The 16,113-nt window shown below is 48.2% G+C and carries 9 protein-coding genes and 2 pseudogenes; 4 read left to right on the top strand and 7 right to left on the bottom strand.

The annotated features are described in order from the left end of the window. Positions 1–114 precede the first annotated feature (114 nt). The 3 genes and pseudogenes from ABEQ74_RS08860 to ABEQ74_RS08850 all read left to right on the top strand — a co-directional run. Positions 115–1,278, top strand: a complete 1,164-nt coding sequence (locus ABEQ74_RS08860) for an alpha-hydroxy-acid oxidizing protein (RefSeq protein ID WP_430121551.1) — start codon at positions 115–117, stop codon at positions 1,276–1,278. An 82-nt stretch (positions 1,279–1,360) separates the two neighbouring features. Next, positions 1,361–1,504: a hypothetical protein gene (locus tag ABEQ74_RS08855; RefSeq protein WP_430121548.1), complete on the top strand. Its 144-nt coding sequence runs from the start codon at positions 1,361–1,363 to the stop codon at positions 1,502–1,504. Between the two features lie 94 nt (positions 1,505–1,598). Next, positions 1,599–1,769, top strand: a pseudogene (locus ABEQ74_RS08850) (helix-turn-helix domain-containing protein); the annotation flags it as partial. 282 nt (positions 1,770–2,051) lie between these two features. On the opposite strand, the gene ABEQ74_RS08845 reads toward ABEQ74_RS08850, so the two are convergent. The 4 genes and pseudogenes from ABEQ74_RS08845 to ABEQ74_RS08830 form a co-directional block, all read right to left on the bottom strand. Beyond that, the gene (locus tag ABEQ74_RS08845) at positions 2,052–3,299 is read right to left on the bottom strand and encodes an RICIN domain-containing protein (RefSeq protein WP_430122144.1); all 1,248 of its coding nucleotides are present in this window, start codon (positions 3,297–3,299) and stop codon (positions 2,052–2,054) included. 453 nt (positions 3,300–3,752) lie between these two features. Beyond that, positions 3,753–3,902: pseudogene (locus ABEQ74_RS08840) on the bottom strand (BBE domain-containing protein); the annotation flags it as partial. An 81-nt stretch (positions 3,903–3,983) separates the two neighbouring features. After that, positions 3,984–7,448, bottom strand: a complete 3,465-nt coding sequence (locus tag ABEQ74_RS08835; protein ID WP_430121546.1) for a stalk domain-containing protein — start codon at positions 7,446–7,448, stop codon at positions 3,984–3,986. A gap of 217 nt (positions 7,449–7,665) precedes the next feature. Further along, a complete protein-coding gene (locus tag ABEQ74_RS08830) occupies positions 7,666–12,057 on the bottom strand; it encodes an AAA family ATPase (RefSeq protein ID WP_430121544.1) in 4,392 nt (1,463 codons plus the stop codon). Between the two features lie 305 nt (positions 12,058–12,362). Here ABEQ74_RS08830 and ABEQ74_RS08825 point away from each other — a divergent pair, with 305 nt between their 5' ends. Beyond that, positions 12,363–12,797 (top strand): hypothetical protein, encoded by a 435-nt coding sequence (locus ABEQ74_RS08825; protein WP_430121542.1) that lies wholly within the window; start codon positions 12,363–12,365, stop codon positions 12,795–12,797. A 269-nt stretch (positions 12,798–13,066) separates the two neighbouring features. Here the strand turns inward: ABEQ74_RS08825 and ABEQ74_RS08820 are convergent, their stop codons facing one another. The 3 genes from ABEQ74_RS08820 to ABEQ74_RS08810 all read right to left on the bottom strand — a co-directional run bounded on the left by ABEQ74_RS08820 (position 13,067) and on the right by ABEQ74_RS08810 (position 15,825). Beyond that, positions 13,067–14,242: an MFS transporter gene (locus ABEQ74_RS08820; RefSeq protein ID WP_430121540.1), complete on the bottom strand. Its 1,176-nt coding sequence runs from the start codon at positions 14,240–14,242 to the stop codon at positions 13,067–13,069. A 128-nt stretch (positions 14,243–14,370) separates the two neighbouring features. Beyond that, positions 14,371–15,438 carry an LLM class flavin-dependent oxidoreductase gene (locus ABEQ74_RS08815; protein WP_430121537.1) on the bottom strand — a complete coding sequence of 356 codons (1,068 nt, stop codon included), beginning with the start codon at positions 15,436–15,438 and terminating at the stop codon, positions 14,371–14,373. 105 nt (positions 15,439–15,543) lie between these two features. Continuing rightward, positions 15,544–15,825, bottom strand: a complete 282-nt coding sequence (locus ABEQ74_RS08810; RefSeq protein WP_430121535.1) for an ArsR/SmtB family transcription factor — start codon at positions 15,823–15,825, stop codon at positions 15,544–15,546. Positions 15,826–16,113 lie beyond the last annotated feature (288 nt).

Genomic DNA, 16,113 nt, shown 5'->3' with positions numbered 1-16,113 from the left:
GTTGACCCTTTTCCGAAGTGGTTGGGCATTCAATCAAGAAGGTTTTGGAGAGTTTCCATAAATCAATCTAAGTGTAGGGGAAATGTCCCCATAAAAATTGAGGGGGATATTGGGATGGCTATGGATAGCGAAACTATACAAATGGACTTTTATCAATGCGGTGATGAGGCCGCGAAGCTATTACCAGTATCGTTCGACGAATGGGAAACCCGGGCAAAGGAAATTCTTGCTGCCGCGCCATTTGGCTACGTTTATGGCGCAGCAGGAGCAGGGGATACACATCGTGGCAATGTAGATGCTTTTCAGAAATATCGAATAAGACCTCGTGTATGTAGTGATATTACAACACGTGACCTCACGGTATCGATTTTCGGAACCCAATTCCCCGCTCCTTTCCTACTAGCACCGATCGGAGTCAATACAATTCTCCATCCTGATGGCGAACTTGCCCCCGCTAAAGCCGCGGCAAAATGTGGAGTTCCTTATATACTTAGCAATGTTTCCAGTATATCTATGGAGCAAGTGGCAAAAGAGATGGGAGATGGTGTTAGATGGTTCCAACTTTATCCTCCTAAAGATCACGAACTTACAAAGAGCTTCCTAAAACGTGCAGAGGATTCCGGATTCAAGGCCATCGTTGTCACAGTGGATTCGACACTTCTTGGCTGGCGTGAGACTGACTTGCGTAACGCATACTTACCGTTCCTTACAGGACATGGGATGGGCAATTATTTCTCTGATCCAGTCTTTTGTTCAAAGCTCAAGGAAGCACCTGATAAAAACGTCAAAGCAGCAGCCTTAAAAGCTTTAGATGAAGGGAATAATACCTGTTTTACTTGGAAGGAACTTGACTTTATTCGTGAACATACCCGGTTGCCTCTACTTATCAAAGGTATTACACATCCGGACGATGCCATTTTGGCTTTGGAGCATGGCGTTGACGGTATCATTGTCTCGAACCACGGAGGAAGACAGCTTGACGGAGCCGTGGCTACTTTGGACGTCTTACCTTCTATTAGTGAATCGATACAGGGGAAAATTCCAATCATCATGGATAGTGGTATTCGTAGAGGAGCAGATGTCATAAAGGCCATCGCTCTTGGCGCTACTGCTGTACTCGTCGGTCGCCCGTATGCATACGCCATGGCTGTTGCAGGAGAAACCGGGGTAGAAGAGGTGATTAAACACCTTATTGCGGAAACCGAACTGCAACTCGCTATATCTGGACGAAGCTCCATTCAAGAGGTGGATCAATCTCTTATCATGAAAGTGAAATAACCAATGCCAGCAGGAAATATTCGTGATCCAGTACCTTGGCCCCTTTTTTGAGGGGCTCTTTTCATTTTAAGGAGGAACGTGCGTGAGGATCATAAAGACCCAGAAGGACTTTGATGTCCTTTGCCGAACCGGAGCACTTCCGGCGGCGCTTCTCGATCAGATCAAGGGCTTCTTCAACCGACTAAAAGTTGAACTGGAGGGCCTGTTCGATGCCGTCTCAACATAAGTTGCCTGTTAGTTGATATTTTCAACTAAAATCACCCACAAACCCTTTGTGGATTGCTGTATATCCTCTATATACTTATAGTTGAGGTGGTCATATGAAGGAAATGAATATAGGCAGAACGATCGTAGCCAAGCGGAAGGAAAAAGGAGTAACACAAGATGAGCTTGCCCACTATATAGGTGTGTCCAAAGCATCTGTGTCAAAGTGGGAAACCGGACAAAGCTACCCCGACATAACTTTCTTACCGCAATTGGCAGCCTCGTTCTTCCCCTCATTCTTCTTATCATCGGGCAAGTTACAGGGGCGTTGATACTTAGTAATTTGATTATGTTAATAGCAGGTTTCGCGATATTGCTACTAGACTGGTATCTAATTAAACGAATTTCTTCAACGTTTGTTCCAGAAAAAATAATATAGTGCTTGCTTATTGTACAAAATGTGGACAGATGGGTAACGTTAAGCATCGGAAGAACGGCGGTCATTGCCGGTTCTTAAAAGCTGAAGAAGCCGCGATTGTCGCGGCTCTTTCAGCCCTTCCCCTCACTGCTTATTGTAATCGGATCAGATTCCACTTCTGGGCGTTGCTGCCGTTGTCCACCCAAATCTGCACATTTGTTCCATTGTCCGTGCCCGAAGAGGCAACGTCCAGCGCTTTGCCGCTGTTCGGGTTGATAAGCTTGTAAGTACCGTCAGCGTTCCGGGTAATATTCCATGTCTGTGCGGGATTACCAAAGTCGGTCCATACTTGCACATTCGTCCCGTTGGCTGTTCCGGATCCCGCCACGTCGAGCGCGAGGGCGCTGTTCATGTTAATCAATTTGTAGGTGCCATCTGCATTGCGGTAGATCGTCCATTTTTGCGCGCCGCTGCCGTTGTCGGTCCAGATCTGCACGTTCGTACCGGCCGTTGTTCCAGAGCCCGACACGTCCAAGGCTTTGCCGCTGTTCGGATTGATCAATTTGTACGTACCGCCGGATACGAGGTCACCAGGAGGATTCGCGACATCTTGGTAAACCCTAACATAATCGACGTACATTTTGGCCGGGAACGAGGTCGAGGCATTCGGAGAGCCTGGCCAATTGCCGCCCACCGCCATGTTGAGCAGCAAAAAATGCTCCTTGTGGAACTCTTCCGTCGAGTTGATATTGTTCGCGATATTGGCTTCCCAGAACTGAACGCCGTCGACGAACCATTTGATCGCGCTTGGCGTCCATTCTATGGAATAGTTGTGGTATTGAGTCACGTCGACCGAATGGCTGGGTCCGCCGTACGAGGCGTGACCATTGTCATCCCAGTGAATATACCCGTGCGTGTTGTTTTCGTTATTGACGTGTTCCATAATGTCGATCTCGCCACTTCTGGGCCAGCCTACTGTTCCGATGTCCGCTCCGAGCATCCAGAACGCTGGCCAGAGCCCCTGTCCCTTCGGCAGCTTCATTCTCGCTTCAATCTTCCCGTATTTGAAGCTCTTTTTTCCTTGGGTTTTCAAGCGGGCTGAAGTATAATTCATCCCCCCGTAGGATTCCCGCTTCGCCTCGATCACGAGATTGCCGTTTTCGATCCGGGCGTTATCCGTGCGGCTCGTGTAATATTGCAGTTCGTTGTTGCCCCAGCCTCCGCTACCGTTGCCGATTTCGAATACCCAATTGTTGGCGTTGATCGTCGTCCCGTCGAATTCGTCGCTCCATACGAGCGAATAAGCTGCGTTAGCGCTCGGAGCGGGGAACAATGCCGCCGCGAGCGCCGCGATCAAAAGAATGAAATACAACTGCTTGCTTTTGAACAAACGCATCATCATAAATCCCTCCTCAATAATTTGGATTTCGGACGATCTATCCGATTACGTGCCAGTCGTTTTCAGATTCGCCTCCTTCAGAAGAAATTAATAAAGCGCTTACAATTATAGTTTATCATGACTCGAACATGCTAAAAATAGTGATTAATTCCTGTTTTAAACAGTTTAATAGGCTGTTATACGACTCCGATTGTCGAAAGTGCACGAGGAGCCGCGAAACAATGAATAGCAATCCGCCATAAATCCATGTCTCGCAAGGAATTCCGTAAAGAAACTTGCCCTTATTTGGGGTACGGTTCCCCGTAACAGTCATAACGGAAACTAATACAAAATGGCTGTCCCACAAGGTCGTTATAGTTCACCTGAGGGAAAGCCATTTTTGTAAGGAAAATCAACTTTTTATTAAGCAGCCCTATTCCTTAAGATTTACTCGTAGATCTGGTTTGAGGATTATCATTTTCTGACCCGTTTACCCACTGGAATACTCTGAGCATAACGAAACACATTATGAGGATCGTACTTTCGTTTCACCTGCTTCAATCTGCCAAAGTTCACGCCATAATACGCCTTGGGCCAGTTCTTAATCTGCAAATCGGGAAAGTTCTTACGTTAATTTATTCTATTCCCTTCATAATCATTGATGGAAGCCGCCACTAATGAGCCATGCTGGGTTCAGCCTCTTCATTATTCTGGTAAAATCAACTCATCTTCTATAGGATCAAAGTCAATTGGAAGTGGGTTTGTCCTTACCAAATAGTCTCCAAACGCCTGAATCTCTTTTTCACCAATAACCGCAATTACACGCAGATCATAAACCGTATCCGGTTCAAGATCCGTAAGCAAAACATGAGTGGTGCTGGTGGATTCGATTTGCTCACCATTCATATAAACGAGGTAGCTTACATCCTCTGCCTCATACTCATCCCAATAGAGTCCAATGAAATCGGACGTGACTTCAGCTCTCAGATCTTGTAATTCCCGATAATACGCGACACGGAAGGAGGTTTCAGCTAAGCCTCCCTTTCCATCATCAGCTGTAATATGAATGTTGGAAGAGCCATTCCCGGTTGGTATAACATGCAGCATGGCTCCGTCTACACCCGCTTCTGCAACGCTCAACTCACTCGAATGGGCTGTGAAGGTTAACTTGTCGCCATCCGCATCCTGAAAAACCTCATTCAAGTTCATTTCGATAGGAAGATCAACGTTCACCATGATATCTGATATTTCCTTAACCACATTCGGAGCCGTATTGGACGGCGTTGGTGTTGGTGTTGGTGTCGGTGTCGGTGTCGGTGTTGGCGTCGGTGTTAGCGTCGGTGCAGGCGTCGGTGTTAGTTTCGGTGCGGGCGTTGGTGCAGGTACCTGCTGCTGCTTCCTCTGCTCCAGTAATTTTTGCTGCTGATCAAATCTCTCTCTTTCAGCAGGCGAAAGACTTTGCCTATATGCTTCTTCCGCTCGCTTGGCCGCTTCCTCCTGTTTCTTTTTATTTTCCTGCTCAATCCGTTTTCTTTCCGCTTCCAGTCTAGCGATTAAGGATTGCTTTTGTTGTTCGGCCAGTTGGCGCTGGTTATTTTGCTCCTCCAGCAGCCTATTTTGCTCTTCTTCAAGCTTCTTCTGTCTTTCCTGCTGCCGCTTCTCATTTTCCGATAATTGAAGTGGCTGGACTTTATTCAAATCGATTTTGGTATCAGATTGCTTATTCACCTCATCGATAAGCTTTCGCAACTCAGTTGGATCGATTTTATTCTGATCAAGAGCCTGCTTTAAAATATTCGCAATCAGATTATCTAGATTGTTCTGGTATCGTTCCAGATCATCTTCAGTTAAACCTTCCGAATTTCCGCCTAGCATAGAGCCGGAAGCTTCATTCTGCAATTTCCCCAGCATCTCCCTATTTTCCTGGTCTATTCTCTGCTTATTTCTTAATAGGGCTTCAATGACAGCAGGCGAAGCTTGATGAACAAAATCAGCCGGATCAACTATAGATGGCATACTCGGTATTGTTGAACCAGACCCCGGAAAAAGGTTCAGCTGATGCGCCGGATATACTAAGGCTGGATTCTGATCGGGACTAGTTCTATTGCCGGTTGCCACAACCATGCCGCTGTGCACAACAAGCCTTGACAGTCCTGTAATCGGATCAATGCTTATTATAAAATTCGTGCCCCGAACATCAGTCACTGCCGTCGGTGTCAGAATATTGAAGGTATCCTTGGCATTTACCAGCGAGGACACATTGGCTGAAGCCAGACCGCTCCATAACATAAAGCTCGTGTGTTTTGTTTGGAAGGCACCCATAGAACTTAAATTTGAGATGTACAACTTCGAATTTTCACTAAGCGTAATTTCATCCTTACGGTCGGCTGTTTTGATGATCGCTGTCGTACCTTTTTCAGTGACAATATGATCGCCTTGGTGAAGTATCATGCCATTATAAGCCCGGTAAGTCAATGAACCACCCGCCTGATTGATCCAGACCGTTCCTTTTATCTGATCAATCACCGCTGCACGCGACTTGCGGTCTACTGCAGGCAGCTTATCAACAGCCTTCTTAATTTCACGTAGAATAACGGTTCTCGTGGACGGATCCCACTGCACATCCGCTCCAAATACCTCGCTGAAAAGCCTAACCGGAACATAGATACGGCCATTTTTTGTATAAGGTGCTGCCTCAATCCTCCGCTGCTCTTCGGTAGCGGCTGCGGTATTCCGAATGGAAACCACTTCACTTCCCAGCTGCAGCTTGATGCTTAACTCGCCTTTTACCAATTCAATCGTGCGCTGTTTATCCGCCAATTCAACTTGGTAGCCCAGCCTTTCGCTTAAGGCTCTTACAGGCACCATCGTGTGTCCCTTTACTACTTCGGGCTGTACGTCTAAGATGATTACCGAATCATCCACCACAACCTTCACCTGCTCATTGCGGGATAGACTGGACGGAAGCTGATAATATTCAAGTTCTCGGATCTTGTTGTTATAACTGTCTGCGATGAGCAAGCCTCCACTAGGCAGCACCGCTACATCGGTAGGATTGTGCAGCAGGTTATGACCGTTAATGCCATCTAATTGACCCAACTGGGCAGGACTGCCGGCAATTGTACTCACATGTCCATCAACAAGGTAACGAATCGTGTGGTTCAAGCTGTCGGCGATCACCAGCCCATTCTCTTCTGTTACAGCGATCCCCTTAGGGAACAGGAAGCGCGCCTCTGAACCTGCTCCATCCGCATAACCGCCTTCAGCATACAGATTTCCATTCGTATACACCGGCTTCTTCCCTGTAGACAAGCCCGCTGCGGTTGCAACCGTACCTTTTGCCAGGTCAATATATCGAATCACCTGATTACCTGTATCGCTTACGTACAGATTGCCTTTATGATCGATGGCAATACTGGTAGGCTCATTAAACTTGGATGCTGCCATTTCACCGTCCGCATAGTCCCCCGCTGGAACCACATAGCCGGCTTCAACCTCTACCACGCGGTTAGACGGAGTATTAAGCTTAGTCACTTGCCCATCTGGCGTGATTTGACGGATCAAGTGATTCAATGTATCCGCGACATACAGCATTCCATCTGCACCAACAGCCACATCCTGTGGATGGTAGAATCTAGCTCCGGTACCTGTGCCGTCCTCATCGCCGATGATGCCATCCCCGGCAACTGTGGTTACTATTCCGTCTTTAGATATTTTTCTTATCCGATGATTGCCCGTATCCGCTATGTAGATATTGCCATCCTTATCTATATCGATGCCTGAAGGACCATTAAATACGGCGTCTTCCTTAGCTCCGTCCTGCCAAGCCCCCTCAGGAGTGACGTTATCTTCATCAAGCACCAAGCCTGCATAAGTAGAGACCTTTCCATTCTTCACCTGCCGAATGAGATGATTCTGTGTGTCCGCCACTAGCACGGAACCATCCTGTAAGACAGTGATCCCTTGGGGCATACGAAAAGATGCCTCTGACGCCGCTCCATCCCAATCATCATAAGCACCGCTTCCAGCATAATTCGATACTTTTGACAGAGCCTCCTGGCGGTCGCCCCGGATCGGTTCATTATACATTCCAGCAGCTTCTGATGCAGTGCTTCCAATTAAAGTCATAATCATAACAGCAATTAACAAACGATTAAACAGTTTCCTCATGTTGTTCCCCTTTCATATCACTATCTGCATGTCGGACACCAAAATGATGATGCTATGTGGTTATCATTCGACAATATCTAGAACATCATAGTCGAAGCATAGGTAATTGAAGTCCTACTAAAGTAGTACTCAGTAAAAAAGGTGGCTCCAGTACGAAAGATATTCATCAATAAAAAAACAAAAGAAGCGGCCCCTATAAGGCTCGCTTCCTTGTTTATCACTCTATCAATCCCAGCTCTCTGGCACGCACGACGGCTTGACCCCGCCGCTTTACACCCAGCTTGCTGATGATTCTGGATGCATGTGTCTTGACCGTTGTTTCGGCTATGCCGAGTCGATCGGCAATCTCACGGTTCGATAGCCCTTCCGTGATCGCCATTAAAATTTCATGCTCCCGTTCGGTCAGTGGATCGGGCAGTTCGTGTGGATCGACTGTTGAAACAAAAGAAGGAACAGCTTTCTCGGCACCTGCTATTTTCGCAGCCCCAACTTCATCTTCCAGCAGCTTGACATAAATGATGCGCGCCGCTGCAAGCTCCAACACCTTAACATCCCGCTCCGTGAACACACCCGGCAATTGCCGATTCTCCAAGTAGAGCAAATAGGAAATCCGCTCTCCTGGAACTGCTATCGGCATACACAAGATCGATCTGGGCTGCCGTGCTTGAATATAGGAATCTTTTATCCAGAAACGCCCGATCGCATCATCAAGAACAAGCGGTTTGCCCGTCATCGCAGTATGGCGCAGGACACTCTCTGCGTACATTCCGGATGCTGCTTCCTTCTCCGGTATGTCCCATCCCTTTGCTTCAATAGTGAATCCGCCTTCCTGGTGGCTCAGCAAGAGAGCTTGATCAGCGCCCGATTGTTGAAGTGATGCTTCCAAAAGACTTGTCGTCCAACTCGCCTGCTTGGGCTTGCCGGGCCCATCGACGAGTTGCCGCAAAAGCTCGTACTCGCTTTCACTCACTGCTTCAATACCTTCCGCTTGAGCATTATCCCGGGGCAAATCGATGCGCGTAAGATCGCTCTCAATTTCCCTCTCCAAGGCCTGCCTCTTCTGCTGCGTAGGAACCGGATATAACAACTCGGCATGCTGACTTCTGTTCTGGGTCACCTTGAAGGTTATGCCCCATTCGGCATAAGCTGCACTTGCATCCATTAAGGCAATCTTGGCTCCAGTCCGACTGATTAGATCCTCTCTATAACAGGCTGCAAGACGTTCGCAAGCGATTCCTTCCATGAGAGTGTACTCTTCAGTTTTCGCCTTCCTGATCGCAGCCATATATCCGGATACCGCAGATAAGGGATGTCCGGCAATGCGTTCCCCTTCCGCCTTCATCAGTAGATAAGCCGAGGACGTATGGCCGAGAAATCCTCGCCAACTCTTCATTTTTCGTAGTTGATGATGAAAGGCCCGCCTGATCTGCTTACGTTCTTCCTCACCTTTCTCAAAGAATACAGCAGCTAAAGTCAAGCTCTCATAGAAGCGCTGCTTTCGGATTCTCGTCCGGTCCAGTGGCAGCTCGTTAGTCCTTCCCTGCTTCGCCCAGTACAACGCTTCCCGGTAGTTGCCCGACAAGTAAGCAACTTCCAGCCTGCAGCCACAGCTATAATTATCTTCTTCGTGTGGTTCCACATCGGCACTGGACGAAGCCTGCGAAATAGCAACGAAGCTCTCTGTCAGGGAACCGTCTTGCAGCGCCTCTAGATAACTTCCTGCGATCTGCACGATCTCCATCGTCGTGCCATTGGCGCTCTGACGAATATTATCTTCAAAGTAATGTAATAGCTCCTTTAGAGCATAGAGGTCTCCATTATGTGTTACGACACAGGTAATCATGGCGAGATTGGCAAAGTCTCTATCTCCAGCTTCCAGTCCCTGGCGCATGGACTTGTACAACATAACGGAGGCTTCCGAAGGTTTGTCCAATTGCTTGGACATACCACCCACGTATGTAACCAAATGCTGATTTTTGAATTTAGAAGGATCGGCATAATGCATGAACATTGGCCCGGCCTTCGGAAGTGCTTGCCTATAGCTCGGAAGCACTCTCTGCACGATCAGTTCATATCCACTGATGATGACGGCCAATGACTCGTTTACCCCTTTCTGGAGCCCGAAACGAATAAACCGGGCATACAGGTCAACCAACGCTCCTGTGTCGTGCATGAGCAGCGGAAAAAAAAGCTTCATCAACAGTATGCATAACTCTGCATATTCTCCATCGAGAGGGTCGGACAGCCGATAGCGCATATCGCGCTTTCGATACAATAGAAGCTCTGTCCGAAATACTTCCTTGGCGATAGACAACAGGGAACTCTTCTCCCGAATCTCCCAGCCGTAGGCCGCCAGAGCCTCTTTTCCGTATTGAATTGCCGTCTCATTGTCCACAAAGGCCTGAAGCTGAATTAAGGGCTCCCATATGCTCAAACGGTCGGCTCGGCTCATCCACCCGCTGTTCTTGTTCAATTCCACCAATCGCACTCTCGCCTGCTCGGGATGGCCGACCATATGCTCCGTCCATGCCAAAACCAGCTGAAGTTGAACATAAAGTTCCCCCGTCTCGAGCTCCGCTGACAGGCGAAGTCCGTTTTCGGCATACTCTTTCCCTTTCGCATAGCGTCCCTCAGCCAATGCCTTCTTTCCCGCCTGAAGATTATGCTCGGCCAGCTGCCTTACCTCATGCTCCGTCAAAACCGATGAGGCCAGATTCAAATGGTCAATCGCCTTCAGTATCAGATGCTCACTCCATTCCGGTGAACGACGCTGCAGCAGTTGCCCTATCTTATGGTGTCGTTGTGCATTACGTACCGAGTCGAAGGCATAAACCATTTGGTGAATCGACTCATCCATGAATAAATAGAATCTGTCTTGCCCGTCCCCTTGCTCACCATGATCCTCATGATATATGAGTCCTTCCATCTCCGCTTCTTGAAGACTGTGGATCACCACATCCGGCAGTATATCGCACGCTTCTGCCAGAATTGATGGGCGAAAAACCGGACCTACCGCGGCGGCCATAACAAGCAGCTCTTTCTTATCATCCGGAAGCCTGTTAAAGCTTGCCTCCATGGCGCGGATATTGGCTTCCAGGGCGCCCAGTTGCCGGGTTACTTCAGGGTCCCATGTCCACTGACGCCGTATCTCATCAAAGCCGAGTCTTTTCTCTTGTTGCCAGTGTTCCAGTAAAAGGCGTATAGCTCGCGGATTACCTCCAGTCTGATCATAAACAGACCTCGCCAGCAGACGAATACGAGCGGACTCTTCATGCAAGGCGTCAGAAACATACTGGCTCACATCTTCATTATGCAGTGGCTGTAGGGATATGTGTTCCTCAGGATTCATACACCATCTCTCAGCTAGCCATGAAGCCGCCGGGGCTTGGTTAGGGTCCGACGGCTCAGACAAGCTGGAAACGCCCCCCTCTTCCGTCCTGCAAGCTCCAATCAGGAATAGCCCGGGCACCTCGCGCTCCAGCACAAGCGATCGGATCACCGCGTGCGTTCCGGAGTCAGCCCATTCCAGATTATCTACAAACAAGACGAGTGGAGGTTTGCATTCAGCCATACAACGAACCAAATCCGGTAGATACTCTCCGCAACGGTCCTGGCCCCTCTTGTCGTTGAGGGCTGAGGAGATCCCCACCTCGTCTTCGAACAGCGGCTTTGCCTCGGGCAAGAAGGATACAATCTCCTGTGCTTCTTGTCCATACTTGGCCTGCAGTTTCATCTTTAGTTCTGAAATAACATCGGTCGGCTCACTCCACAACTGATGCACCCATTGCCGCATGGCTTGAAGAATCGGCTCATACGAGGTACTCTGCTGACCGGTTTCTGCCTCCCCCTCTACAAACCTACCACCTTGCCGGACGACGTTCGATTGAAGTCTACGAACGAGTACCGTTTTGCCGACTCCCTTCTGGCCTGTCACCCATAAAAGTGCATTCTTTCCTTGAACAGCCTGCTCTAGCCCGGCTTCCATCCGCTCTACTGCTTCGCTGCGCCCGTACCATGCATCTGGCACACCCAGAGACCGGATTTTGTCTAAGCGACCCAGTTCGAATGGCACCAGCAATCTGCCGTTGTTCAGCATTTCCTGATACCTCTTCAGGTCATCTAGTAACCCATATACGGTTTGGTAACGGTCCTCCGGGGATTTGGACAGCAGCTTCATCAAAATGGCCTGCAGCGGTCCCTCTTCCTCCGGTCGATTATCAGACAGCAACCGGGGAGTCTTGCGAATATGTACAGTGCTCCAATCTTCACCACTCTCAGGAAGAAAAGGCAATTGGCCTGTCATCAGCTCATAGATAATGACACCTAATGCGTATAGGTCACTTCGTTCATCCGGTACTCGATTGATCCGGCCCGATTGTTCTGGAGACTTGTAAGCCGGATGCCCTTCCCCGATCTCCATTATGTATGCTTTCTTTTCTTCCCATTGAATAATGACGTTGAAGGGGCTCAAGCCTCCAATCAACGCACTCTGTTGATGCTCGCGAAGCACCATTTCCGACAATATTATGGAGAGTTCAATGAGATCCGCCAGTGCTATGGGATGATTGGTTATAAAGTCTTTTAATTTTCTACCACTGCTAATGATCATACACACCTGTCTAATGGTATTCTCAACTCGAGTTATAGATATTATCGGAGCTACTAACTCTCTCTGATAAGGGAATGAGTATATCTACTTATTATTTAAATTTTAATCTCTCGTACTTTCCGAGTCCAACGGTTTTTATAATCAGCCCCATAGGAGGAATGGAATTCGGACCCTGGGCAAGCAGTCGGTCGGTACCAGCAAAACGATACTATACCGCGCCTTGCACAAGCTCATGAAAGTCGTCACTACAGTTTATTCCAGGAATCGGTGTCGTTCAGGAGGCAGACAGCAGCTCAGATTCTTATATGCTGACAGAACCGATAGAAATCAAAAATAGCAAGCAAGCCGCTACCGTAACTGCTATGTTAGTTCAAAAGGATTTGACTACGATTGAAATGAACATATATACGAATGATTATTATGATATTAGTATCAAGGACGAATCTGGCAAGGTGCATGAAATCTCATCTTCTCACACATATGGTGGCAATGAATTTGCACGTGTCACATATAAGTTCGCTAGTGAGGTTGATGTTAAAGATCAGGCACAATTGTTTTCCGCAGATAGACCGAATGAAGTCTTTACCATTCCACTTAGCAAGGTGGATAGCATTGACAGCTTAAATGCGATCGGAGAATCCGTGGAAGTCCAAGATCTAGAGATTACGGCTATTTCAGCTCCTGCAGGTCATAAGGGCAGAATATTTTTAAGTACGGAACACTCGAATTCATTCAGGTAATCTGAAGATTTTTATAGTAGTTCTGCTGAGAAAGGTGATCTTATTATATTGGGGCCATGGAAATTTGAAATAGCGGCAGATAAATTTAGGAGCAAGCAGGTCATCGAACACGAATAGGCACTGCGTCTCTGGTCTGGATGATCGTGGCAACTGCATGTACGAAAATGGAAGTTTAATTTCCCGTCGTTAAGACGCCTAGTACTTAAAAAAGAGAGAGCAACACGAGTGACCGCCACTACGTGTTGCTCTCTCTGTCTCCGATTAGTCGGTTACGCTCCGTTTCGTTCCGCCGTTGCAGATCGGCGACGCATGGATAAAGAAATAATAGCCGGGATGAGTGCCATTGCGACGCCAACTCCGCCAAACCAACCAACTGCTGCAAGAGAGATGCTTTCTACAACGATACCCCCAATTACAGCCCCTACGGCCATTCCCAACTGCACGATAGAATTGTTCAAACTCAGGACGATCCCCGAAGCCTGAGGAGCCATGCCGATTAAATAAACCTGTTGAACCGGCCCCATCGACCAAGCAAAAAAGGACCATAACATAAGCAAAGGCAACACGAACATGGACGAGTGGGAGAACGCAGTCAGTAACAATAATATTCCGGAGTGAAAGAGCAGGCCCCCAATCATCGTACGGGGGATGCCCCATTTATCTGCACCGTAGCCGCCAACTTGGGAGCCTATGAGACTGGCCAGCCCAAACGCAAACAACCCGACGTTTATCATCCCTTCGCTCATCCCCGTAATGTCCAGAAGAAACGGCGTTATATAGGTGTACAGCATCGTATAGCCCAATATCCAGAAAAAACTGATGGAAAGCGCGACAGCGATTCGGGGGTTTTTTAATAAGGCGAGCTGTTCCCGAATAGGAACGGGAGCCTCTCCTTCCGATTTCGGAATCGTAAGCAAAAGGACCACCATCGCGACCAAGCTTAGGGCCCCGACTCCCGTAAAGATGATTTTCCAATCATGTGAGCCCGCAATGATCCTCCCAAGCGGGACCCCTAGAATAAGTGCGAGGTTAAAGCCCACTAAAACCGTGGCGATAGCGCTGCCCTGTTTTCCAGGATGAGACATTTTGGCGGCAACCGTCATGGCGACGACCATAAATACCCCCGTGCTGATCGCCAAAATAATTCTTGCTCCGAGCAGCATGCCGTAGCCTGTAGTTGTGACAGTGATCAAATTCCCAACGAAAAATAATCCCAAAGCCGATAGCATAAGCTTTCTTCGATCCATTTTTGCCGTGAGTGCAATAAGAATCGGGGTACCAATGGCATAAGCAAGCGAGTAGACCGTAATCAACTGCCCGGCCGCTACTACCGACACTCCAATATCGCTTGCAAGCATATCCAAAATGCCAGTAATCACAAACTCCGAAGTTCCGACTAAAAAGCTGACAATAGCCAGAATATAAATTTTCCATGAATTTCTCATTTGTTTTCCCCTTTTCATTTCATCAGTTCTAAATCTATAGAAGTCATAGTTAAAAAATAATGCTTAATTCGCCGACTTCATTTCTCGGCTCAATCAAGCCTCCTCGTTCCAAGCGTTTGCACTCGGCTTTAAGCGTTATCTCCAGACGTCTGACGGCCGAGCTCCTTACGGACAATCGGCGCTACTTTGGTGCCGAGAAGTTCAATTGTCCGCAGCAAGTCGCGATGCGACAATGAACTAAAATCGTTATACATCATGAATCGAGTCAAGCCTAGGTTCTTATGCAGCAGCACGATCTTCTCTGCGACATATTCGGGATCTCCAACATAAAGAGCGCCTTGAAGGCTGCGGGCTGCATCGTACGAGTCCTGTGTATAAGGAGGCCAGCCTCGTTCCCGTCCAAGCTGGTTCATTTGAGTGGCCATAACAGGGTAATACCGCTTAGCTGCCTCTTGTGTCGTATCCGAAATAAAGCCATGCGAATGCGTAGCAATTTGCAGCTTATTCGGATCGTGACCGGCTTTCACGGCGGCTTCTTTATAGAGCTCCACCAAGGGTGCGAATCTCCGCGGCTCACCGCCCAGGATAGAGAAGACAACCGGAAGTCCCAGCAAGCCAGCGCGAACAGCCGATTCCGGGCTCCCCCCCGTACCGATCCAGACAGGTAAAGGCTCCTGCTGTGCACGCGGGTAGACGCCCATGTTGTCAATCGCCGGGCGATGACCGCCGCGCCATGTCACCTTTTCGGAAGCACGAATCTTCAGCAGCAGTTCCAGTTTCTCTTCATACAATTCCTCGTAATGTTTCAGGTCATAGCCGAATAGCGGGAACGATTCGATGAACGAACCCCGTCCGGCCATGATTTCCGCTCGCCCGTTCGATAGCCCGTCCAGCGTTGCAAAGTCCTGGTACACCCGCACCGGATCATCCGAAGATAGCACCGTCACTGCGCTCGAGAGCCGGATCCGCTTCGTTGTAGCGGCAGCAGCGGCCAGAATGACAGCTGGCGACGAGCTTGTATAGTCGATTCGATGGTGCTCGCCGACGGCATAGACGTCGAGGCCAACTTGATCTGCTAATTGCATCTCTTCGATCGCCTGGCGTAGCCTCTCGGCATGTGAGACACCGCCATTTCCGGGATTTGCATGGAGAAAGGTACTCATTCCAATCTCCATCGTATTCGTTTGACCGCTCATAGTCATTCTCTCCTTCTTAATCGATTCGTTCGCTAAAACTTCATTCAAATATAAATCTCCATCAATTCCACAGTTCTAAATTTATAGAATTGATATCCGAAAAAATTACGCCAACAAAAAGGGCGCAAATTTTTCTGCTATTTCTCGATTGACGTTATAGTGAATAAACGATCCATTCTTGCGAAAATCAATCAAGCCAGAGTCCGTCAATTGCTTCAAATGATGCGATAGCGTCGAGCCTGCAACCGATTCAAGCCTTTCACCGACGGCAGTGAAACATAAATTGCTCTCTTTCGCGAGCAGTAAAGCGATTTTCAGCCGGGTTGGTTCCCCCAAAGCTTTATACACTTTAACCGCTTGCCCGATATCTTCTTGATTTTCTCCCACTATTAGCACCTCCCCGCATCCATTCCGCAGTTCTATAACTATCGAAATCTATATTAGCACCGCTCCGTTCTAAAGTAAAGGGGAAACATTGATTTACGCCCGATCAGCGCCGATAGAAAGTAACCAGACAGCCCCCGATCCTGCTCATGGTAAATAAGTGCGCAAAACGGATGTGCTTTGTTGACTTCACCATTACACCTCTAAACAATTTTCTCGAATTAATTCTTTTGGATAATAAAGCCAACCCCTAATTTGATACGTCTAATAGATATATGAACCAAAAAGTGG

Source organism: Paenibacillus solani, from assembly GCF_050475945.1.
GTDB classification, from domain to species: domain Bacteria; phylum Bacillota; class Bacilli; order Paenibacillales; family Paenibacillaceae; genus Paenibacillus_AQ; species Paenibacillus_AQ solani_A.
Note: the sequence above shows the minus strand (reverse complement) of the source record. Positions and strands in the feature narration are given on the sequence as shown.

Bases quoted from the DNA above. Each gene is read 5' to 3' on its own strand.
- ABEQ74_RS08860 (WP_430121551.1), top strand. From the start codon at position 115: ATGGCTATGGATAGCGAAACTATACAAATGGACTTTTATCAATGCGGT.
- ABEQ74_RS08845 (WP_430122144.1), bottom strand. From the start codon at position 3,299: ATGATGCGTTTGTTCAAAAGCAAGCAGTTGTATTTCATTCTTTTGATC.
- ABEQ74_RS08835 (WP_430121546.1), bottom strand. From the start codon at position 7,448: ATGAGGAAACTGTTTAATCGTTTGTTAATTGCTGTTATGATTATGACT.
- ABEQ74_RS08830 (WP_430121544.1), bottom strand. From the start codon at position 12,057: ATGATCATTAGCAGTGGTAGAAAATTAAAAGACTTTATAACCAATCAT.
- ABEQ74_RS08825 (WP_430121542.1), top strand. From the start codon at position 12,363: ATGCTGACAGAACCGATAGAAATCAAAAATAGCAAGCAAGCCGCTACC.
- ABEQ74_RS08820 (WP_430121540.1), bottom strand. From the start codon at position 14,242: ATGAGAAATTCATGGAAAATTTATATTCTGGCTATTGTCAGCTTTTTA.
- ABEQ74_RS08815 (WP_430121537.1), bottom strand. From the start codon at position 15,438: ATGAGCGGTCAAACGAATACGATGGAGATTGGAATGAGTACCTTTCTC.